The organism is Microseira sp. BLCC-F43 (genome assembly GCF_041929235.1).
Lineage (GTDB): Bacteria > Cyanobacteriota > Cyanobacteriia > Cyanobacteriales > Aerosakkonemataceae > Microseira.
On sequence record NZ_JBHFNP010000255.1, the window covers coordinates 1 to 21,412 of the forward strand.

13 protein-coding genes are annotated in these 21,412 nt (G+C 43.6%); 4 read left to right on the forward strand and 9 right to left on the reverse strand.

The features are described from left to right. Positions 1 to 114: 114 nt before the first annotated feature. The 4 genes from ACE1CM_RS33980 to ACE1CM_RS33995 all read right to left on the reverse strand — a co-directional run bounded on the left by ACE1CM_RS33980 (position 115) and on the right by ACE1CM_RS33995 (position 10,796). The gene (locus ACE1CM_RS33980) at positions 115 to 5,052 is read right to left on the reverse strand and encodes an amino acid adenylation domain-containing protein (RefSeq protein WP_374883298.1); all 4,938 of its coding nucleotides are present in this window, start codon (positions 5,050 to 5,052) and stop codon (positions 115 to 117) included. Between the two features lie 57 nt (positions 5,053 to 5,109). Next, positions 5,110 to 6,069 carry a sterol desaturase family protein gene (locus ACE1CM_RS33985; RefSeq protein ID WP_374883299.1) on the reverse strand — a complete coding sequence of 320 codons (960 nt, stop codon included), beginning with the start codon at positions 6,067 to 6,069 and terminating at the stop codon, positions 5,110 to 5,112. A 1,249-nt stretch (positions 6,070 to 7,318) separates the two neighbouring features. Next, positions 7,319 to 9,868: an HD family phosphohydrolase gene (locus ACE1CM_RS33990; protein ID WP_374883300.1), complete on the reverse strand. Its 2,550-nt coding sequence runs from the start codon at positions 9,866 to 9,868 to the stop codon at positions 7,319 to 7,321. 424 nt (positions 9,869 to 10,292) lie between these two features. Next, positions 10,293 to 10,796, reverse strand: a complete 504-nt coding sequence (locus tag ACE1CM_RS33995) for a DUF3172 domain-containing protein (protein ID WP_226582232.1) — start codon at positions 10,794 to 10,796, stop codon at positions 10,293 to 10,295. A 122-nt stretch (positions 10,797 to 10,918) separates the two neighbouring features. Between ACE1CM_RS33995 and ACE1CM_RS34000 the strand changes: the two genes are divergently transcribed. Further along, complete coding sequence (locus tag ACE1CM_RS34000; RefSeq protein ID WP_374883301.1) at positions 10,919 to 11,821, forward strand: hypothetical protein; 903 nt, start codon at positions 10,919 to 10,921, stop codon at positions 11,819 to 11,821. Between the two features lie 137 nt (positions 11,822 to 11,958). On the opposite strand, the gene rlmD is transcribed toward ACE1CM_RS34000, so the two are convergent. The 4 genes from rlmD to ACE1CM_RS34020 all read right to left on the reverse strand — a co-directional run bounded on the left by rlmD (position 11,959) and on the right by ACE1CM_RS34020 (position 15,979). Next, positions 11,959 to 13,275: a 23S rRNA (uracil(1939)-C(5))-methyltransferase RlmD gene (rlmD, locus tag ACE1CM_RS34005; RefSeq protein WP_374883302.1), complete on the reverse strand. Its 1,317-nt coding sequence runs from the start codon at positions 13,273 to 13,275 to the stop codon at positions 11,959 to 11,961. Between the two features lie 66 nt (positions 13,276 to 13,341). After that, positions 13,342 to 14,523, reverse strand: coding sequence for a clostripain-related cysteine peptidase (locus tag ACE1CM_RS34010; protein ID WP_374883304.1), 1,182 nt, complete (start codon positions 14,521 to 14,523; stop codon positions 13,342 to 13,344). A gap of 33 nt (positions 14,524 to 14,556) precedes the next feature. Beyond that, positions 14,557 to 15,648 carry a redox-regulated ATPase YchF gene (ychF, locus tag ACE1CM_RS34015; RefSeq protein WP_374883305.1) on the reverse strand — a complete coding sequence of 364 codons (1,092 nt, stop codon included), beginning with the start codon at positions 15,646 to 15,648 and terminating at the stop codon, positions 14,557 to 14,559. Positions 15,649 to 15,703: 55 nt separating this feature from the next. Next, positions 15,704 to 15,979, reverse strand: coding sequence for a gamma-aminobutyric acid A receptor, epsilon-like protein (locus tag ACE1CM_RS34020; RefSeq protein WP_374883307.1), 276 nt, complete (start codon positions 15,977 to 15,979; stop codon positions 15,704 to 15,706). Positions 15,980 to 16,083: 104 nt separating this feature from the next. Between ACE1CM_RS34020 and ACE1CM_RS34025 the strand changes: the two genes are divergently transcribed. Beyond that, positions 16,084 to 17,550 (forward strand): aminotransferase class I/II-fold pyridoxal phosphate-dependent enzyme, encoded by a 1,467-nt coding sequence (locus ACE1CM_RS34025; RefSeq protein ID WP_374883368.1) that lies wholly within the window; start codon positions 16,084 to 16,086, stop codon positions 17,548 to 17,550. A gap of 693 nt (positions 17,551 to 18,243) precedes the next feature. Continuing rightward, positions 18,244 to 19,317 (forward strand): radical SAM/SPASM domain-containing protein, encoded by a 1,074-nt coding sequence (locus tag ACE1CM_RS34030; RefSeq protein ID WP_374883308.1) that lies wholly within the window; start codon positions 18,244 to 18,246, stop codon positions 19,315 to 19,317. 395 nt (positions 19,318 to 19,712) lie between these two features. Here the strand turns inward: ACE1CM_RS34030 and ACE1CM_RS34035 are convergent, their stop codons facing one another. Further along, positions 19,713 to 20,822 carry a tetratricopeptide repeat protein gene (locus ACE1CM_RS34035; protein ID WP_374883309.1) on the reverse strand — a complete coding sequence of 370 codons (1,110 nt, stop codon included), beginning with the start codon at positions 20,820 to 20,822 and terminating at the stop codon, positions 19,713 to 19,715. Positions 20,823 to 21,054: 232 nt separating this feature from the next. Between ACE1CM_RS34035 and ACE1CM_RS34040 the strand changes: the two genes are divergently transcribed. Beyond that, on the forward strand, positions 21,055 to 21,390 hold the full coding sequence (locus ACE1CM_RS34040; protein WP_374883310.1) for a hypothetical protein: 336 nt from the start codon (positions 21,055 to 21,057) through the stop codon (positions 21,388 to 21,390). Positions 21,391 to 21,412 lie beyond the last annotated feature (22 nt).

Here is a 21,412-nt window from a genome sequence, read left to right on the forward strand (position 1 = left end):
TAGTATAAAACGCCGTAGTGGGAATCTGACTATAGTTGGAACTATAGATAACAGTACCACGAAGGAAATCTTGCATACCCTTAATCGGGCTTCAAGAAGCCCTCACCATACCTGTTAAGGTTGGTGAGGGAGTATGTCACCGATAATGTCGGCAATGATTTCTTCGGTGGGATTTCTGGGGGGTACAAAGGCTGTTTGGCGATTTTCTGCTAAATTGGGGACAGGTAGGGCGCGACGGTCTATTTTTCCGTTGGGATTGAGGGGAAAGGCGTTGAGGATTACAAACGCCGATGGAATCATATATTCCGGCAAATTTTCTTTGACAAATTGACGCAATTCGTTACTGGTAAGGGTCAAGTTTTCATTGACAACATAGGCGGTGATATATTTATTGCCTGGATTGTCTTCGCGGACAATTACTACTACTTGCTGAACTTGGGGATGTTGATGGAGAAGGGTTTCAATTTCTCCTAGTTCAATGCGGAATCCGCGAATTTTTACTTGGTGGTCGATGCGTCCTATAAATTCAATATTTCCATCGGGTAAATAGCGGACTAAATCTCCGGTTTTATACAGGCGTTCATTGGGGATAAAGGGATTGGTAATAAATCGCTCGGATGTTAAGTCGGGACGATTTAAATAGCCTTTGGCTAAACCTGCACCACCAACATAAAGTTCTCCAGTAACACCAATGGGAACTGGTTGTAGATAGCGGTCGAGTATATAGGTTTGGGTATTAGCTATTCCTCGACCAATAGGAACTGTTTCTGCTTTTGGTTTTATCTGCTGGATATGATACCAGGTGGAAAAGGTGGTATTCTCGGTAGGTCCGTAAACGTGCAACAATTTTTGGGGGGACTCTCCTGCTAATAACTGTTGCACTCGCCGAGTATCAACAGCTTCACCGCCAAATAATAAGTAGCGTAAATGTCGAAATGCTGAGGGTACTTCTTGAACAATTTGGTTAAATAGTGCCGTAGTAATAAACAGGATGGTAATTTCTTCTGTTTCTAAACTGCTGGCAAAATCTTGTGGTGATAGAATGGTTTCTCTGTTGAGAATCGCTACTTTTGCCCCATTAAGTAATGCTCCCCAAATTTCAAAGGTAGCAGCATCAAAGGAAGTATTAGAAGCTTGGGCAATTACATCTGTTGATCGCAAGTTTACATAGTCAGTATTGACTGCTAATCGCACTACTCCGCGATGGGGAACCATCACACCTTTAGGTTGACCTGTTGACCCTGATGTGTAGATAACATACGCTAAATTATCGGCGGTTATATGACAGTTTAAGTTCTGTTGGCTCTCTTGAGAAATTACACACCAGTCCCGATCTAAACAAATCTGCTCAACCGAGGTGAGTTGTCCCCATAGTTGCTGTTCTGTTAAGACTAAAAAGGCTTGTCCATCTTGGAGCATAAACTGCAAGCGATCGCTAGGATAGCTGGGATCTAGGGGTAAATAAGCACCACCTGCTTTGAGAATCCCTAGCATAGCTACGATGATTTTAGGCGATCGCTCTAAACAAATTCCCACCAAAGTTTCTGCACCAACACCCAACTTTTGCAAATAATGTGCTAGTTGATTAGCTCGATTATTTAACTCTCGATAGGTAAGTTGTTGATTTTCCCATTTTACAGCGATCGCCTCTGGTGTTGTTTCTACTTGCTGCTCAAATAATTGATGAATACATTGATGAGGATAATTAGTTTGGTTTTGATTCCATTCTACAAGTAGCTGATGTTGTTGCGCTGTGGTGAGTAATGGTAATTGTCCTACTCGCTGCTCTGGATTATTAACAATAGCCTCTACCAAAGTTTGAAAATTATCTACCATTCTGGCAATAGTTGCAGCATCAAACAAGTTGGCATTATATTCCAATGCTCCGGTGAGTTCTGCATCTATTTCTTGCATGGACAGCGTTAAATCAAAAGTCGCTCCTGCGGTGGGTCTATCTAATTCAATCTGCGTTACATTTAAACCTGGTAGGTTTGGTTTTTCTACTGGGGAATTTTGCAAGACAAACATTACCTGAAACAGTGGACTCAGGTTTTTGTGCCGTTCTGGTTGCAGAGCTTCAACTAATCGATCGAATGGTAAGTCTTGATGAACATAAGCATCAAGGGCAACCTGTCGGACTTGGGATAATAATTGTTTAAAGGTGGGATTGTTTTCTAAGCGAGTGCGTAAAACTAGGGTGTTGACAAAAAACCCAATTAATGACTCAAGGGCTGGACGGTTGCGGTTGGTAATGGGAGAGCCAATAACAATATCTTCTTGACCAGTGTAACGATAAAGAAAGGTGACAAAAGCCGCTTGCAGAGTCATAAATAGGGAAGTACCCGACTTCTGACTTAATTTTTTCAGTTTGTTAGTCAGGTCATTACCTAATTTAAACCGCTGGATACTACCGCGAAATGTTTGAATAGCAGAACGGGGGTAATCTGTTGGTAATTCTATTACTGGGGGAGCATCTGCTAACTGTTGTTGCCAATAGTTTAGCTGGGTATTGATAAGCTCATTTTGCAGCCATTGACGTTGCCAGTAAGCGTAATCTGCATACTGAATTGGCAAGTCTGGTAAGGGATAATCTGCATATAAATTCGACAATTCTTTGAGGAAAATTCCTGCTGACCAAGCATCGGATATGATGTGGTGCATTGTCACTAGCAACACATGGGAATCTGATTCTAGGCGAATCAGTTTGGCTCTTAATAAAGGTGCTGTGCTTAACTCAAAAAGTTGTGTATATTCGGCGGTAATTAATCTTTCCAATTCCGCCATTCGCTCAACTTCTGGCAAGTCTTGTAAATCTACCAAAGGTAAAGTCAATGGTACAGTTTCTGCGATAAATTGCACGGGTTTTCCTTCTACCATGCCAAAGGAAGTCCGCAGAGTTTCGTGACGTTGAATAATTGACTGTATTGCTTGTTGAAGTGCGGTTAAATTCAGGGAACCAACTAAACGCAAAGCTCTGGTAATGTTGTAAGCTGCGTTGGCTCCTTCTATTTGGTCAAGAATCCAAAATCGCTGTTGAATCAAAGATAAAGGTAATTCAACAGAACGAGCAATAGGTTCTAATATCGGTAAGGTTTGATGGGTTTGGTTTTGCTGGGATAATTTTTCAATTTTTTCGCTTAAACTGGCTACGGTTGGCGATTCAAATAAAGCGCTGACTGGTAATTCTACGGCTAAGGCTTCGCGCAATCTTGATATAACTAAACTGGCAAGTAGGGAATGTCCTCCCAGTTCTAAAAAGTTGTCATAAATGCCTACTTTTTCTAATCCTAAAACTTCTGCCCAAATGTCGGCGATTAGTTGTTCTTGGGGGTTACGGGGGGCAACATAGTTACGAATTTCTGCCGATATATTTGGTGCTGGTAAATTATTGCGGTCTAATTTTCCGTTGGGTAATAATGGCAGTTTTTCCAGCAGCACAAAGGCGTTAGGAACCATATAATCTGGTAGTTTTTGCTCTATAAAGCTGCGGATTTCTGCCAAATCTAAGGCTTGATTGTTTGGGACTATATAGGCGACAAGGCGCTGATCTCCGGGGATATCTTCTCGCAGGGAAACTACACCTTCTCGAACTGATGGATGCAGTTTTAATACGGCTTCGATTTCTTCGATCTCAACGCGCATCCCTCGGATATTTACCTGAAAGTCGATGCGACCAAGAATTTCTAAATTACCTTCTTGGGAGTAGCTCGCTACATCCCCGGTTTTGAAAAGTTTTTGTTGGGGATTAAAGGGATTATTAATGAATTTTTCGCTATTGGCTTGGGTGCGGTTTAAATAACCACGCGCTAAGGTAGCACCTGCTATATGTAGTTCTCCAGATTCTCCATTTTTTACTGGTTCTAGTTGGGAGTTGAGGACGTAAACCTGCTGAATGTCTGGGAGGGGATTACCAACGGGAACGTATCCTTCTTCAATATCGCAGTTTTCTGGAATGGAATAAAAACCATTGCCAATACTTTCGGTTTGACCTAAGATATTAAAAAATCGGGTTGGGGTTTGAAATAGTTTGCGTAACTTTTTAATTAGTTGATAGGGGAGTAATTCTCCACCAAAGATGATAAATCTTAGTTTTGATTCACTCAGGGCTTTTGTATATTTTTGATCTAAACTTTCTAAAGCCATGAGTCCATAACGCCACACCGAAGGTACACCATCAGAGATAGTAACTCCTTGGGTTTGGATTAATTGAAATAGGCTGAGGGGAGTTCTTGTTTGTTCGCGGGTAGCAATAACGCTTGTCGCACCTTGGGACAAAGGTAAAAATAATTGTCTGACTGAGGCGGTAAATGAGAAAGATGCTGTCTGGAGATAAATATCGTTGCTGTTGACTGGGATGATTTTAGTGATGCCCTGAAGATAATTCCAAATACTGGCATGAGGCATTTGGACTCCTTTTGGCTTCCCAGTAGAGCCGGAGGTATATATTAGGTAAGCCAGGTTTTCTGGTGTGACATCACAGTTAGGATTCTCTTGACTTTGTTGATCAATTTTTTGCCAGTCTGCATCTAAACATAAAACTGAAGCCTTAATAACAGGTAGGATTTCTAGCCATTGGGTTTTAGTTAAAACCACTTTTAAGTTAGAATCTTCTAATATAAATGCTAGGCGTTCTTGGGGATAGGCAGGGTCTAAAGGAACGTAAGCACCACCGGCTTTGAGGATACCGAGAATTCCGATAACTACTTCTATAGAACGCTCTACACATAAACCTACTAATACTTCTGGCCCTACGCCGATTGCTTGCAAATAATGTGCCAGTTGATTAGCTTTGGCGTTCAATTCTCGGTAGGTTAATTGTTGGTTTTCAAATACTATGGCTAGTGCATCTGGTGTTTTTTCTACCTGTTGTGCAAATAGCTGATGAATACACTGGCTTTGTGAATACCAACTTTCTGTTGTCAGTTCTAAATCTTGAGTAACTCCGGTGGTTTGATAGTTGTAATTTAGGGCGGCGTGGCTCATGTTAACTCTTAGGGAAATGAGATCAAGATTGTCTTTTGGTTGAAATTCATCAGTTTTTAAATTGACCACAGCTATAGGTTGTCAATTGCGTGAATGCGAGAGATGAAAATATCCATTAGATTTCGATTAGACTGAGATTTGGCTGATTCGCTGCCAAATTGCTCTAAATGGTTGCAAAAAGATATTGGGGACACTATTAAACAAGTTTGATTCTCCATCGGCTAAACCAAAATTCAGTTTTTCATAACTGGTTGGTACGTATAAGGAGCCAAACATCCAGTCCCAAAAACCTAATATATAACCAAAGTTTTTATCATAATGTTTTGGTTCTACACTATGATGAATTTGGTGTTGCGCTGGACTGATTAAAACATGGCTAATCCACTGAGGATACGCTAACCAGATATGAGAATGACGCAAGTTATACCCGGCTAAATAAAAGATAAACCGCTCAAAGCTAACTCCATAAATTAATAGCTGTTTCATCTCGGTGCCAAACAAATACATCCCGATACCCGTTCCGAAAACGGCGACTGAAACAATCGTTATTGTCCCGAAAAACAACTCCACTGGATGGGTGCGATATACAGTCAATGGTGTGATGACTTCGGCAGAATGATGTACTTTATGGAATTCCCATAAAACCGGAATTTTGTGAGACAGATAATGGTATAAAAAATTAGCAAAGTCAGCCAATAATCCTATAAAAAAGGTGAATAGTATATTCTGCCATAGCTGGGGAATCGTTATAGCAAAAGGTGCCGTAATGCCTGTTATTTCTGTCAAAGTTTTGTCTGTTATCTCGGCAATATTTGCTAAATATATTGTAGTTGGCACTAAGAAAATTATCTCAAATAAGCAAATCGGAAAAAAATATTTGTACTGCGTAATCGATGAGCGATGTAAATAGACTTCTTTGGGTAAAAGGTATTGCAGTAAATTTTTATCCCGCTCTTGATTCCCTCTCCCAAATACATATATTAATGTCGCTATGAAAATAGCTGAAAGTATATATACCCAATATATTTGAGATGATGCCAAAAATGGTACTTGAAATGGGTACAAAATTATGTTTAGTTTTTCCATGATTTTTGCTATGTTGACCATTATCTGAGACAAAAAAGTATGATACTACTCCATCCCTGGTAGTATAATCTTCCGCAAATCACCTATAATTAACACTCTCTGCATCAGAGCGTCAGTCCTAACTATGGGTATTCAAGCGGACATGATATAACTTGCCACCCCCTCAAGTTATGTTTGACTGCTGTGGTATACAAACTCTGCAGTTATATCCAGAATCAGAACTCATTGCGATTAGACAGCGACAGGGGATTTACTCTCCCTGACCTAAATTTAGTATAATTGATTATGAGGTTCTTTCCTCTCTCGCAATCATCCAAATCTTCAATTAAACACAATCAAACATAGCTGTACGAAATTGATTACATACGTTTGGGTGGAGCGGCAGATCAAGCCCTGATTTACCTTCCCTTTGGGCAAGCGAGTCACGGGTTACTTTACGCCAATTTAGCGGTCGGTTTCATTGACGAGAACCTATTCCAGTTTTTAACTATACAACACCGCCCATGAAAACACAATCCTTGACGCCGAATAATTCATGGTTATATAAAATTATCTAATTATTCGTAGGGTGGGTTGAGCATAGTGTTAACCAATCCTTTGGGATCGCGGATCTTTATAGCGGTTTGCAGCCCTATGAGGTACACCGAAGGATAGCAGTGTGCGGGCAGCAAAAATGGCAGCCCGCACACTGCTGTATCTGCAAGATCTGACAACGATCGCTCAATTGTTGCGCTCGCTTTAACCATGGGATAACCTAATGGCTAATAGTTCCTTTTTCCATGAATTCGCCACACTTGGGGGCGGGTTTCGAGAAATTGAAAGTTTTTTCCCCACATTACTGGTAAAACCCGCCCCTACAATCGTCACACGTCGAGCTGTAGCATTTTCAAAGGAAATTGGTATAATCCCTCATCCCTCAATCGGGAAAAACCCTATATCACCAATTGACCATTACCAATTAGCCATTACTCATTTATTTTTTTTATCAAAAGATGCGATTTTTCTGCTGATAGGGGGTTGCGATCGCTCCCAATTTCTGCTATACTTATTTCATATTATGGTAATTTATACATAAATATAAAAATTAAAAATATTCCATTATTAGAATAAACTTATAATACCACAAAAATCGACCCTGAAATCAACCCTTCCTCTTTTTTAAGGAAAAATTAAACTATAGCAACTGCATTAGCAGTTAGGATGCGATTAATAGGAGCCGTTAGATTCCTAGCCTTTAGGGATAAAATTGCTAAGTTTTAACGCCTATTTTGGGATAAGCAATCCTCTTGTGATGGAACTGTTGCCAAACTTGGACAAAAATTTCAGCGATGAGGGGCATTTCTTCGCGTCTTAAACCGGAATCGACGAGTTGATTATCTAGCCAACGAGCTTTGAGAATTTTATTCACCATGAGTAAAGCCTCGTCATAAGATGCATCTTTGAGACTGCGCAGCGCCGCCTCGCAAGAATCTGCCAACATGACGATACCAGTTTCGCGGGACTGGGGAATCGGGCCATCGTAGCGGAAATCATCTTCCGGGATGGGTTCGCTGGATTCTTGCTGGGCTTTGTGATGAAAATAGGCAATCAGCATCGTGCCTTGGTGTTCGGGGATAAATGCACAGATTGCCTTGGGGAGTCGGTGTTTGCGCGCCATCGCCAATCCTTCGGTGACGTGCTTTTTAATAATTTCGGCACTCTTCCAAGGATCGTTAATTGCGTCGTGCTTGTTCGGCTTGCCCATTTGATTTTCAATAAATCCTTGGGGGTCGTGCAACTTGCCGATATCGTGATACAAAGTCCCCGTGCGAACGAGTTCGACGTTGCATCCCAAAGCTTTAGCCGCAGCTTCGGCGAGAGTGGCGACAAACAGGGTATGCTGGAAAGTTCCCGCTGCTTCTTCTGCCAAACGCTTGAGCAAAGGTCGATTGGGGTTAGCCAATTCGGATAAGCGGATCGAGGTTACCAAGTCGAACAGGTGTTCCAAATAAGGCGAGAGACCCAGCGCTACCACACTCCAAGCCAAACCCGTGAGACTGTATAACGCGGCTTTGCGGAGTAAAGCATACCAGAGCAAACCGGAAGCAGCGCCCATGGTTAGATTAAGTAGCAGGTAGACTGTGCCTTCAGCTAAGCCGACGGCGACGCCCAAGAGGGCGAGTTCTTCGCGCGATCGCATCCTTCCTGCCATTAAACCACCCAGCAGCCCGCCAACAGCATCGGCAAGCAAATGCTCCCAGCTAATGGGTAGACTAACTGGAAGAAATAAGGCAATCAACCCAACCGTTGTCACGCCCAACGCCGAACCGTAAAAGCTACCCATCAATAAACCAATCGCAGGCAAGCTGGTATAGTGCCAGCCCAAACTTACCATCAGCGGCGTCGAGAGCGTCAACAGCAGCACCATAATATAGTCGCGGCGGCGCATCCCAGGATGAAATCGCCGCTGCACCAGCCAAAACGCGCTCACACCGAGGCAATTCACTCCAGCAAAGCCAATTAACCCCAGCCAATTCAGCCCCCGACGACTGAGGTTGAAATAATCCAAAAGTAAAAAATCCGGTTGGGTAATGACCTCCCCCGCCCGGACTACGATCTCGCCTCGCCGCACCTGGATAATTTCCGGTGGGACAGCTTGTACCGCTTGTTCTGCCAAACGTTGCGTTTGTGCGGCATCTTGCTTTAAATTCGGCTCCAGGAGGGATATTAACAACGCCGTTGCGGAAGATTGCAGGCTTTGCGGCACTTGATTTTGCACCTGGATACTCGCGGTTTCCTGCAAATGGGAAGGCGGTAAACCAGGGGGGATGCCTTGGGTGAGAATTAACTCGGCAGCGTTGCGGATACCCGTTTGGGTTTTTTGCCAGTCTGACTGGGATGCTACCAAGAAAGCAGCATAGCCGCAGTCGGGGGTATCGAGGGCGTTGCTGAGCATTGCAGACCTAACGTAGACCCCAGTCGCGCTTTGACTGACTAACGACCCAATTCCCTCGTCTTTACACTCCTGACTGAGAACTGATAGCGCCTTTTGGTAACGCTGTCGAGCCTGGGTAATTTGATCGATCAGTGCGGATAAATTGGCGGAATATGCAGTGCGTTGATAAGCTTGCAGTTCGGTAATGGCGCGTTGTAGTTCCGCTGAAGGGGAGGAAGGCGCAACGGCGGGAGTGGAAAATAGCTCATCGGTTGTCCTATGTGCGTCTAGGTTTGCTAGCACGGTTCGCCATTGCCATTCTGGAGTTTCGAGCAAATAAAGTTGGGTAGAAATCGATAGGGTTGAGGTATTGGTAAAGGGAAACGGAGCCAGCAGTTGCCTGAGCGAGTTAATTTTATCGATACTTTCTTGAAGTTGCTGGTAAATTTGTCGATCCACTTCCCGATCGACCATCAACGCGGGTGCTAAATTCCTGCGGACTGCTTTTCGTTTGGCTTCGGTGGTTTTAGTATCTTCGACCGTAGCGTCCTCTGGTGCCCAAATTGTTTGCGGGGCAACTGTTCCAACCACTAATTTAGGTTGGTTGTAGAAGCGATAACCTAGAACGCTGGTGAGAGACGCTACGGCGACAACAAACACAACCGTGGGGCAGTTACGCGTACGCGCACAGGTGCTACTGTAGCGCTTTGGTTGCCTTTGAGAGCAATTGGCACTACGTAGCAACGCGGAAAATTTCTTTTGCAGCAAATTGATCGCGGGTTCCGATAAAACCGAAGCGCCACCGATGGTTTTCTTCAAAGCGCAAGCGCTGGCAGAGCGCCGCAAGTTGTTGAGATGTTGCGTCATCGAATGGAGCATTTTCATATATTTGCGACAGTAAACACCCTAAACTCTCTGTGGAACTGACACACAGGGGGCTTTTGGCATTATCAGTGCAAGCCCTTAGAAAACTATACTCTGCCTGCTCTAAAATCCAATACTGCTTTTGCATTTTGCATCAACGGGCATAGTGCAAGTGTGGAAAAATCCACAGGACTGACGCAAAGAAACCCGGTTTTTACGAAAAATCCCCAGTTGGGAAGTTAAAGATCTGCGAAAAAAGCGGGTTTCTGCCCCCGCGTGCGTAAGTCCCGATCCATTGTTTAGCACAAGTTACAAGCTGTAATCTAGGGTAGAATACCCCCACCCGCTTCAAAGGTAAAAGCCTAGAGCCTCGGTCATAATCCGATACCCAATCCTTGACCGATGCTCTAGGCGATTTTAAGTGGGGGTTGTTGAATTCAAATAATTAGAATTGGTTGGTTTCTGGTGCGGGAGCGCCGATAGAACCTGGTTGATTGAGGAAGCGGTTTTTCTCGGCATCGTTTTGATAGATACAGTCAACTAGGGGTTTATCTCCCAAGTCACCCGTGTAGCCAAAAGTGTTCATCCGGTTCTTACACTGGCGCACATCATCCCCGCTCACCGCTTTTCTTTGTTCTAGAATTGACCAGTTATTGGTACGCAGCACGCACCCTGGTTGCATACGCGGCTGGGTCACGTAGACGTTGAAGGGATTTAGCGTCACAAACACGCGGGTATCGGTGACAATGGCACTGGCTCCATATTGCACGCACAAGTCTGCGTTTGGCGCACTACGGTCGATGAATTCCCGCGACGCCACGTTTGTCGGGGTCAATGTCGCCGTCGAGCTAAAGGCGATACCAATTCCCACCCCCAAAATAAACACGCCTGCCAGAACTGCCAGAATCGTAGAATTAAAGAAGCCGGAGGATGTAGATTTGCGTCTCATATTTGTCTGTCCTTTCGCGCCATTTTACCAGGGAGTCGGTTGCAGTAAAGACTTTGCGCGCCATGTCTCTACTGTTCCCAGTATGCCCTTAAAATTATGCAACTGTTTTTCAGACATACAACATGCATTGGTTTCTCAATTTGCTGATAACTGGGGCGCTTTTGAACGCTATGTTGCTGAGTCCCCATCCAGCTTTAGCACAACAGTGGCGTCCGGTTCGGGGTGGCATACTTTTTGGCATTAGCGGGATGGCTTTGGTAAAACAGCAAAGCCATGAGATGGATTTCCTGATCGTTCACGATAATAAAGGTAAAAATGAGGGTCGTCTAGGGTTTATTACTATCAAGGGTGAAGCACAACCAGAATACGTTGCTTTAACTTGGCCTAGTAACGTCGAATTGCCTGGGGATTTGGAAGCGATCGCCTCCGTTCCCGGTACGGTAAACGCTTTCATGGCCTTAAGCAGTTCTGGCAAAGTTTATCATATCAGATTCAACAATAACAAGACTATCTCGGTTCTCCAGGTCTTTACTTTACCGGGAATTACGCCAACAACTAATTTAGAAGGATTTACCTTACAAGCAATCGAGGGAAATTTAGTAGCTATTTGGGCGCACCGAGGTGGAGGAGAAGAAGCTGCTACAATTTATTGGGGCAAGTTCAACTTGAATACTTATCAAATTACTCAAACAAGTTCAGCTAATTTAAAAGTTCCCCTCCCGACTGGCAGTAATCTGCGCCACATTTCAGATTTAAAAGTAGATAAAGCCGGTATTCTTTTTATTGCCTCTGTAACAGATCCTGGAAATGATGGGCCATTTGAGTCTGCTGTTTACACTGCTGGTGCTTTTGCAGTGGGAGGAAATGCCATCAATTTCCGTTCCAATCCCGATTTGGTTCCGCTTTATCATGACAATTATCGCAAAATTGAAGCGATTGAACTCGTCCCTGGTGCTGCTGGCGGCGTCATCTTCGGAACCGATGATGAAAATCTGGGTTCATCTGTAAATTTTGGGAATTGCTAATTGCTAATTGCTAATTGTTTTTAGCTATTAGCAATTAACTCGAGGTCGAAACCGGGTTTCTGGCCTCCGAAGAGCGTCATGACTGTAATTGCTAATGGCTAATTGTTTTTAGCTATTAGCCATTAACAATTAGCATTCTATCTTTTGTCAAGGACTAGCAGACTTTCGATATGTGGTGTATGGGGGTAAAAATTATATGCTCGCATCCATCTAATTTTGTATTTTTCTTGCAGCGCTGCATAGTTGGCTGCCTGTGTTTTTGGGTTGCATGAAAGATAGACAATATGCTTGGGAGATTCTGCGATAATTTTCTCGATCACTTTATTGTGTAAGCCGACGCGGGGGGGGTCTAAAATTAGGATTTGATTCGAGGCGATCGCACTCACGCTTTCTTCCGCTAAACTCTCTATAAATTCAAAGTTCCCAACCCTATTTTGTGCCGCATTCCTAATAGCGCGTTCCTGGGAACCCGGAGTCACTTCCACCGCCAAAACCTTTGGCACCAAACGTGCCACCAATAACCCTAAAGTTCCAATCCCAGCATACATTTCTACCACGGGTAAATTACTAAAATCCGGCGTAGCTTTAATTTGCTCAACCAAATCTTTAGCCGCTAGTTCAAACACCGGCGGATTAATCTGAAAAAAGTTATCCCAGTTATAGGTTAAATTCACATTATAAATCGACTCTGTTAACTCCATACAGCCCAATTGATGCCTGATTTCAGTTACAACTGGAGCGGGAGATTTGTGAGTAGAATAGATAATGCTAACCCCCTGTAAAACCTCATCTAAAAGAAATGACAACTCTTCTGGATTAAATGACAAAGTTTCATCTTTAAAAAACAGACAAGCTACAACCTTATTTTGAGCATAACAATAGCGCAAAATCAAGCTTTTTAATTGCCTCGCTTGAATCTTTCGGGCATTTAAGAAATCCAAAAATATTCTGCCTACTAGATTAATAGGCTCAGCCATTAAAACGCAACCAGTATGGGGATACTTACTTCTACTATCTCTCCCGAAAAAGGCGAGATTTAATTGATCTGTCTCATCGCTATAGAAAGAGAATTCAGCCTTATTACGATAATTCCAAGTTTGGTCAGGCAGGCTAATAATATCAAAATCAGGCAAATCTATTTGTTCTGCTTGATAAAACTTTTTGATTGAAGATACCTTAATGTGATTCTCCGCCTCAAAATCTATAATTTGCCACGGCGAACAACATAAAAAATGATCTTCCCGAGGTGCTACGCGCAAATTGGAAGCTTGTAAAACTTGTGTAGCTACGCCTTGTAATCCTCCTTTTTTTCTTCTAAAAATCTGCGCTTCGACTGTTTCTCCTGGCAAGGCATTTAGTACCTGTACTATCTTATTTCCATGTTGAGCAATGCCGTAACCGCGCTCATCCAATTCTGCGATATTTAAAGTCAGTATGGGAAAGTTTTTTGGCATAAATAAGGCTCGGTTGTTCAGTTTTTTACTACGTTGTTCGTTTTATACTGGTGGTGAATATCGTCGTTAATTAAAAATAATTTTATCAAACATTTCGCTCAGTTTTAAATCTGAAAATACTGGTAAGTAGCGGTATTGCTCTAGCGCTTGTCTATTTCCAGGTAAAAATCTACCAAGACCAGAAAAATTTTTATAATCTGGTTCTCCTTGTAACATAGTTTGATTCGGATAAAACTTGTGAATTATTGATTTTTTGATCGAATCAACAAAATCTTGGCATTTCTGTTTATTGGCATCGGATTGATTAGCGATCGCTTCAAAAAATGCAACTGCATCTACAAAGCGATCGCTCATATAATTATAACTCTTTATTTCACCGATTTTGATATTATCTGTATTAGACGAAAGAATCTCTTCAATTAGAGGATTAATTTTGGCGGGTAGATCGCGCACAGCAAGATTGTTGGTGACTGTGTAGCTATGGTACATGTCGCTCCGCTCAAATTCCATAATCTTTTCCGCTAGTTGTCCGCCGTTAATCTCTGGGTGACGACCCAAAAATTCAAACAATGACTCATAATAATAATTAGGCGCTCCCAGCACCAATTGAGAATAAAGTGTATATTTAGCTGTATCTCGAAAGGTGTAATGTGCTTCAATCGTTCCTTTATTGCAGTTTTGAAAGAATACTAACTCTACACGATTATCTAATTCTTGGTTAAAGTTACTTATAATCTGACTCAGCTTATAAATATTCATCCATTTAGTTACTGAAAACGATCCAGGTTCGGGATGTTCATCTGGACTAATTTCATCTAAACGACCCCCATGTCCTAAAAAGACAATCGCCCATTTTTCGGCTTGAAACTGCGATTTCGCCCAGTTAAGATATTCGGCAAATATTTCTTCGCTAGCACTGTTTGCCGTTTCTAGTTGTTGCAGGTTAATCTTACCTTTAGCGATAATATTTCTGGAAAGTTGCTTCGCGCCGCTAAAGTCTGATTCTACTACTACAAGAATATTGTCGCTCTGTACACCTCTGGTCAGCATCTCCAGTATAGGAGTGCCAAATCGTGATAAATTATTGTCATAAGGCATCCAGTATAAAACGCTCCATTCATAACTATGTTTTTCCTTCATACTTTTAGGTAAATTTGCCTTGTCATGAGTAGAGTTTAGCCACTTTTGATTAACTAAGAATGAAGCGCTGCTTAGCGCTCCATACTCCAATAATTTTCGCCGTTTCATCAAGCTGTTAACTTGCTTTATTGATTTAACCTGCTACACGTTAAACCGGAACAGCATCACATCTCCTTCCTGCACAACATATTCTTTCCCTTCACTACGAACTAAGCCTTTTTCCTTAGCAGCAGTCATCGAACCAGTTTCGACTAAATCTTTGTAAGCAACAGTTTCGGCACGAATAAAGCCGCGTTCAAAATCTGTATGAATCACACCCGCTGCTTGGGGTGCTTTCATTCCGGCGGTAATTGTCCAGGCGCGGGTTTCTTCGGGACCTGTTGTTAAGTATGTCCGCAAGCCTAAAAGTTCGTATGTGGCGCGAATCAAAGATTTTAACCCGCCTTCTTCGACGCCTAAAGATGCTAAAAATTCTCCTCTTTCTTCTTCTGGTAATTCGACTAATTCCGCCTCAACTTGAGCGGAAACTACGACGACTTGGGCATGTTCCTGTGCTGCAAGTTGTCGCACCTGTTCTACCCATTGATTCCCCGTCGCCAGGTCATCTTCGGATACATTGGCGGCGTAAATAATGGGTTTGCGGGTGAGCAAGCAAAGTTGTTGAATCAGCGGTTCTTCTTCTTCGGTTAAAGTGATTTGCCGCGCTTGTTTTCCTTCATTTAAGGCGGCGCTGATTTTTTCCAAAGCGGCTAGTTCAATTTGGGCTTCTTTGCTACCGCGTGCTTGTTTGCGGGTGCGGTCTATGCGGCGTTCAATTTGTGCTAAATCTGCTAATGCTAGCTCTAAATTGATTACATCTATATCCCGCAGAGGGTCTACCGAACCGGAAACGTGGATGATATCGTCATTCTCGAAACAGCGCACGACGTGGACAATTGCATCCACTTCCCGGATGTGGGATAAAAATTTATTCCCCAGTCCCTCGCCTTGACTTGCGCCTTTCACCAATCCAGCAATATCGACAAATTCAATCCGCGTCGGCACAATTTGCTTGGATTTGGAGATTTCCGCTAGCACGTTTAACCGTTCGTCGGGAACCGCTACGACGCCTACATTGGGTTCGATGGTGCAAAAAGGAAAGTTGGCTGCTTCGGCTTTAGCGTTGGCAACTAAGGCGTTAAACAAGGTAGATTTACCAACGTTGGGTAGTCCGACTATTCCGGCTCTGAGCATTTGAGTGTAAAGGTTAAAAGATGAGAAACTGGGTTGATTTTGAACCAGATCTATTTTAGATAGGTTCGGGAATCGTTTGGGGAATCGGTGCCGGAACTGTCTGAGGAATTGGTGCTGGTACGGTTTCCGGTATTGGTTCTGGTACTGGACTTGGTACTGGACTTGGTACTGGCTGGGGAATGGGTGCTGGTAAGGGTTCCGGTACTGGTGGCTGGGGGATGGGTTCTGGACTGGGAATTTGCGGTTCGGGAATGCCTATCATAAGACTTGTTATTTTATCGTTTAACTCTATAAAGGTAGGGAAAAACTGATAAAATAACATCCCTCCCATTAGCTACCTCTTGGGACGTTCTTGAGATTACTCGCTTTTGGGAGAAGAATATTTGAATGAACCGCAGAGGCGCAGAGAACGCAGAGGGAGAAGAAGAGTGGGGAATGAGTGCAAGTAAAAGTTGGCGGGATTTTCAAGTAGAAACGCCTTTGTTGGATGCTTTACGACTGTGTGCGAATCAACCGCACGCTGCTTTTTATACGCCGGGACACAAGCGGGGTGTGGGTATTGCTCCTAGTTTGGCAGAATTGCTGGGAACGGCTGTATTTCGAGCGGATTTGACTGAATTAGCAGAATTGGATGCTTTATTTGCGCCAGATGGGGTGATTCGGTCAGCGCAGGAACTGGCGGCGGCGGCGTTTGGTGCGGAACAAACTTGGTTTTTGGTCAATGGTTCTACTTCGGGAATAATTGCGGCGATTTTGGCTACTTGCGGAACGGGGGATAAGATTATTTTGCCGCGCAATGTGCATTCTTCTGCAATCGCTGCTCTCATCCTCTCCGGTGCTATCCCGATTTTCGTTCTCCCAGAATACGACCCGATTCTAGATATCGCCCACTCTATAACACCCGCTGCGGTAGCCGATGCTTTAAAGCAGCATCCGGATGCGAAGGCGGTGATGATGGTTTATCCAACTTATTATGGGGTTTGTGGCGATGTGGGTGCGATCGCTCGCCTCGCCCATCAATATAATATTCCCCTACTTGTAGACGAAGCCCACGGCTCCCATTTCGCCTTTCATCCCGACTTACCGACCTCGGCGCTATCAGCAGGTGCAGATTTAACCGTACAATCTATCCACAAAACCTTGGCTGGGATGACTCAAGCGTCTATGTTACACGTCCAAGGTAATCGCATCGATAGAAATCGCCTCAGCAAAGCTTTACAGTTAGTCCAATCTACCAGTCCCAGTTATATTCTTTTAGCTTCCCTCGATGCGGCGCGCCAACAAATGGCATTGCACGGAGAAGCTTTGATGACTAAAACTTTACAGTTAGCTGATGCAGCCATAAAACAAATTCAGCAAATTCGCCGATTGTCTGTTCTATCCTCCGTAAAAATACCGATATTTTCTACTTTAGATCGAACGCGACTAACCGTGACGGTATCCGGTTTGGGTTTAACCGGGTTTGAAGTTGATGATATTTTCTATCAATATCTCGGCGTTACGGCTGAGTTCGCATCCCTGCAACATCTAACTTTTATTATTAGTCTGGGCAATACAGAAGCAGATATAGAGCAACTTGTGCAAGCTTTCACCACCCTCACCACAGAATATCGACGTCCCCCTTACCCACCCGCCGTCGTGCCTCTCTGTACCTCTACTCCCCTACTCTCCCCCCGCGAAGCATTTTTTGCCCCAACGGAAATTTTACCGATAGAACAGGCGAAGTCTCGCATCTGTGCCGAACTCATCTGTCCCTATCCGCCTGGTATTCCCGTTTTGCTACCCGGTGAAGTCATTACAAAATCCGCCCTCGATTACCTACAACAGATTCAAACTATGGGTGGAGTGATTAGCGGTTGTGCCGATGCTACGCTAAAAACCCTTAAAGTCTTGACCCTGTGAGTGCAATCGGTCAAAAAACCGGGTTTCTCGGTAAAATATTGCCAAAAGAACCAGAAATCTGCCGATAAACCCGGTTGCTAACATCCTCGGGCGTAAGTCCTGGATTTGTGCCAAAAAACCGGGTTTCTCGGTAAAATATTGCCAAAAGAACCAGAAATCTGCCGATAAACCCGGTTGCTAACATCCTCGTGGGTAAGTCCTGGATTTGTCTGTTTTGTAAAGATTTTGTAAACTTTCCAGGTCTGCTGACTTCCGAGTTTCCTATAACTTTAATTTATCTACCTGCGTATTTACGTAATTCTACTGTCTCAATTTATTTAAAAAAGGTAACATTATTTTAATTTATGTTAAGAAAGCTGAAACTATATTGCAATATCAAGCCAAAATAACTCGTTAAGGATATAGGAAAATTAAACATTTAGTCTAAAATCACAGGCGTGGGATGTCGCCATTTGAGTTTGAAGCAGCGATCGCACCAGTGCCAGCCTTTATTTAATCAGCTTTTCGGCGTTTTTATCAAAAATTAACCAGTTAATCATTTTAAATACTTATATGTTACAAGGATTAAAGATCTAAAGATTTAATCAAGATAGCGCTTTCTGGAAAAAAGATTTCAATAATTGATTAGGATAGTTCAAAGATCACCGCCTCGGATTCAAGACGATTATAAAAGTAATCTAAGAGGAGAAACCCATGGACGCCTTAACTTTATCTAAGCTTGCAGTCAAACATACCCAAAATGCTGTCGCGGAATCGCTTTACATAAATTACAATTATGACATGACCAAGCCGGTCACGTTTTACGGGATTGTCAACGAGCGCTGCAATGTTAAATGCCGTCAATGCGAGTATTGGCGACTCAAAGAATACAAAGACGAAATGACCATCGAAGAATGGCAGAATGCGTTATTGAAAGTTAAAGAATTTGTCGGCGATTTTTCCATAAACTTTAGCGGTGGCGAACCATACATTAAAAAAGGTTTTGTTGACTTGCTTACCTTTAGTCATCAAAATGGCATAAACTGCGGCGTCACAACAAATGGTTACTGCATGACGAAAGAAAATGCAGCCAAAACTGTAGCAGCGCATCCCTTTAACGTGAACATGTCGCTGGATGGTCACAATGCAGAACTCCACGATTATTTGCGGGGACAACCGGGATTATTTGACAGGCTTTCTAACGGTGTTCGGTATCTGCGCGACGAGCAAGAAAAACAAGGCGTGCAGTTTCCGATCAATATAAAACCGACGATTAACAAACTAAATTTCCGCGTGCTGCCAGAAATAGTCAAATGGGCGGAACACCTGGGAGCGACAACTGTTAATTTCCAGCCAGTAAATCGTTGGACGCAAGAAACATACGAAGAACTGTGGATCGAAGACGAAGATATGGCGGAATTTGAACAGATGCTCGATCGCTTAATTGAAATGAAGAAAAACGGCGCTCCCATTATGAACAGCGATGAAGTACTCAGGCTGATGATACCCCACTTCCGCGAAGAACAAGCACCCCCCGAATCTCGTCCTTGTCGCGTGGGTTTGCGTAATTTCTGGATTGACACGCGGGGAGATGTGAAATTATGCGACGAATATCCCGTGGTTGGTAATATCAAAGAGCAGAGCGCCCGTGAAATTTGGTACGGTGAAAAAGCTCAGGAAATCCGCCGCCAAACCGTGGGTTGTGGTAAACTCTGCCTGATTACCTGCGTGTCGCAAAAAACGCTTTTAGACAAGGTGGCAATGGGGTTGAAACTGCTGCGAAACTAACGATATTAGGAATTACGCAAAGAAACCCGGTTTTGATGAAAAATCCCGGGGTTGACAGCCAGAAATATGCGAAAAAACCGGGTTTCTGGCCTCGCGTGCGTAAGTCACCGATCTGTTCCTGCTAGCGTTTCTGGTAAAAAAACTGACGGGACGGCAATCCCGTCAGTTATTTTACCTGTTGCAAAAGTTTTTTTTCCATTAATTTTTGGGCAGGCGGGACGCCTACCCCACAAGAAAAAAAGCCTTTTGTGGGATGGGCATCCTGCCCGTCCCAATGATTTTTGCCAGAAGTCTATTGTATTGACCCTGATAAATAAAGATTGAAACAAGTTAGATGAAAACCTCCAAGGCAGATGGGATTTTAACTTGGCAAGCAAAGCCAATAAATTAAACGGTCATTCTGGTAAGGTGGTGGAATGCTGATATTGATAATCAAAAGCTTTAGCGTAGTTACCCATCGCATAGCAAGCAATTCTCAGACTTCCCAGTGACTGTTGTTCGACTCGCTTGTCTTGGAGTTGGCGCGCGATCGCTAAGCGTTGTTCGTAGCACTCTATCGCTGTGGTAAAATTACCAATCGATTCGCAAGCAACGCCTAAACTCCCTAAAGTTTGCTCTTCAATTCGGCGGTCATTCAGACGTTTGGCGATCGCTAACCGCTGTTGGTAATATTCAATCGCTTCGGTGTAATTGCCCAAAGCATAGCAAGCACTTCCCAAATTTCGCAGCACTTGTCCTTCTCCGCGCCAGTCTTCCATTTGACGCGCGATCTCCAAGCGCTGTTGGTAGTAGTTAATTGCTTGGGGATAGTCTTCCAACGCATAAAACGCATTTCCCAAGTTTCTCAGCACCTGTGCTTCCCCCTCCCGGTCTTGCAACTCCCGCATCAGCGCCAGACTTTGCAGTTGGTACTCGATCGCCGAGTTTAAATTACCCAACGCTTTGTACGCGAGTCCCATGTTATTGAGTGCTGCAACTTCGCCGCGCCGGTCTTTAATTTCTCTGGCAACGATCAAACTCTGCTGCTGATACTCCAGCGCTTTGGCGTAGTCTTCCAGGTGACGGTAAGCGTTTCCCAGATGTCCTAAGGTCTGTCCTTCGCTGCGGCGGTCTTGGAGTTGGTGCGCGATCGCTAAGCACTGTTGGAAATACTCAATCGCTTTTACGTAATCTGCCGCAGTATAGTAAACATTACCCAGATTTCCCAGCGCCTTGCTTTCTCCGCGAAGATGTTCCAGTTCTCGGTAGATTTTAAGTGCCTCCTGCAAATACTGCAATGCTTCCTTAAACTGCAACGACGAACCATACTTGACCCCTTCCTCGATTAATTGGTTTGCCAAACTGAGGCGGGAATTACTTTCCGTTTTATCCAGGATTTGGCTTTGCATGTATGCATCGAGTGTGTGCGCCATCGTCCCTCGCTCGCGTTCCAAGAGCGCGTCCGCAGGACTATCGCGATTTTCGCGCATTTGCTCCCCATTTCCTCGGTAAACCCGATTCTTCATAGCTTCTATCTCCTGAAAAATTTTTTCGGCTCTTATGGCTTTTATTTGTGACATAAGTCACTTAAGAAGGGTTACGGGCATAATTTCCTGGAAAATTATGTCAAGAACTTGTTTTATTGTTCCCAAACCTGCGAGTAATTTCACAATTGTGAAAAAATTAATACAAAGTTTGCCACTCCTTTCAGGGTATTTACCATGCAGAGACTGTTGGAACCGGAAGCAGGCGATTAAATTGCCACCAACCAATGCCCTGGTGCTAGACGCCGGTACCGGCACGGCGCAGATTCCAGTTTTATTCTGCCAGATGCGTCCGGCGTCCCAGGTGAAAGTAAGAATCTCAGGACTTACCCACGACGATCTGAGAAACCGGGTTTCTGCGACGATTTTTCAGAGAAACTTTGGTGTTTGCGTCAGTCCTGAATCTATCAATCTTCAGAGGGGCATGGGACGGCGGAACGCTCTTGGCATCGGCTATGAGGAAAAACCTTCGACCCCCGATTTGCTACGTTATATTAAAACAAATTATCAAAATATTATGTTTATTGAATTTATTTTAAATTTAAATTAAAAGATGTTTCATAAATGTGCAA

Excerpts from the sequence above, each read along its gene's own strand:
- ACE1CM_RS33990 (WP_374883300.1), bottom strand. The coding sequence starts at position 9,868 with ATGAAAATGCTCCATTCGATGACGCAACATCTCAACAACTTGCGGCGC.
- ychF (WP_374883305.1), bottom strand. The coding sequence starts at position 15,648 with ATGCTCAGAGCCGGAATAGTCGGACTACCCAACGTTGGTAAATCTACC.
- ACE1CM_RS34035 (WP_374883309.1), bottom strand. The coding sequence starts at position 20,822 with ATGAAGAATCGGGTTTACCGAGGAAATGGGGAGCAAATGCGCGAAAAT.
- rlmD (WP_374883302.1), bottom strand. The coding sequence starts at position 13,275 with ATGCCAAAAAACTTTCCCATACTGACTTTAAATATCGCAGAATTGGAT.
- ACE1CM_RS34020 (WP_374883307.1), bottom strand. The coding sequence starts at position 15,979 with ATGGGAGGGATGTTATTTTATCAGTTTTTCCCTACCTTTATAGAGTTA.
- ACE1CM_RS34025 (WP_374883368.1), top strand. The coding sequence starts at position 16,084 with ATGAGTGCAAGTAAAAGTTGGCGGGATTTTCAAGTAGAAACGCCTTTG.
- ACE1CM_RS34000 (WP_374883301.1), top strand. The coding sequence starts at position 10,919 with ATGCATTGGTTTCTCAATTTGCTGATAACTGGGGCGCTTTTGAACGCT.
- ACE1CM_RS34010 (WP_374883304.1), bottom strand. The coding sequence starts at position 14,523 with ATGAAACGGCGAAAATTATTGGAGTATGGAGCGCTAAGCAGCGCTTCA.
- ACE1CM_RS34030 (WP_374883308.1), top strand. The coding sequence starts at position 18,244 with ATGGACGCCTTAACTTTATCTAAGCTTGCAGTCAAACATACCCAAAAT.
- ACE1CM_RS33995 (WP_226582232.1), bottom strand. The coding sequence starts at position 10,796 with ATGAGACGCAAATCTACATCCTCCGGCTTCTTTAATTCTACGATTCTG.
- ACE1CM_RS33985 (WP_374883299.1), bottom strand. The coding sequence starts at position 6,069 with ATGGAAAAACTAAACATAATTTTGTACCCATTTCAAGTACCATTTTTG.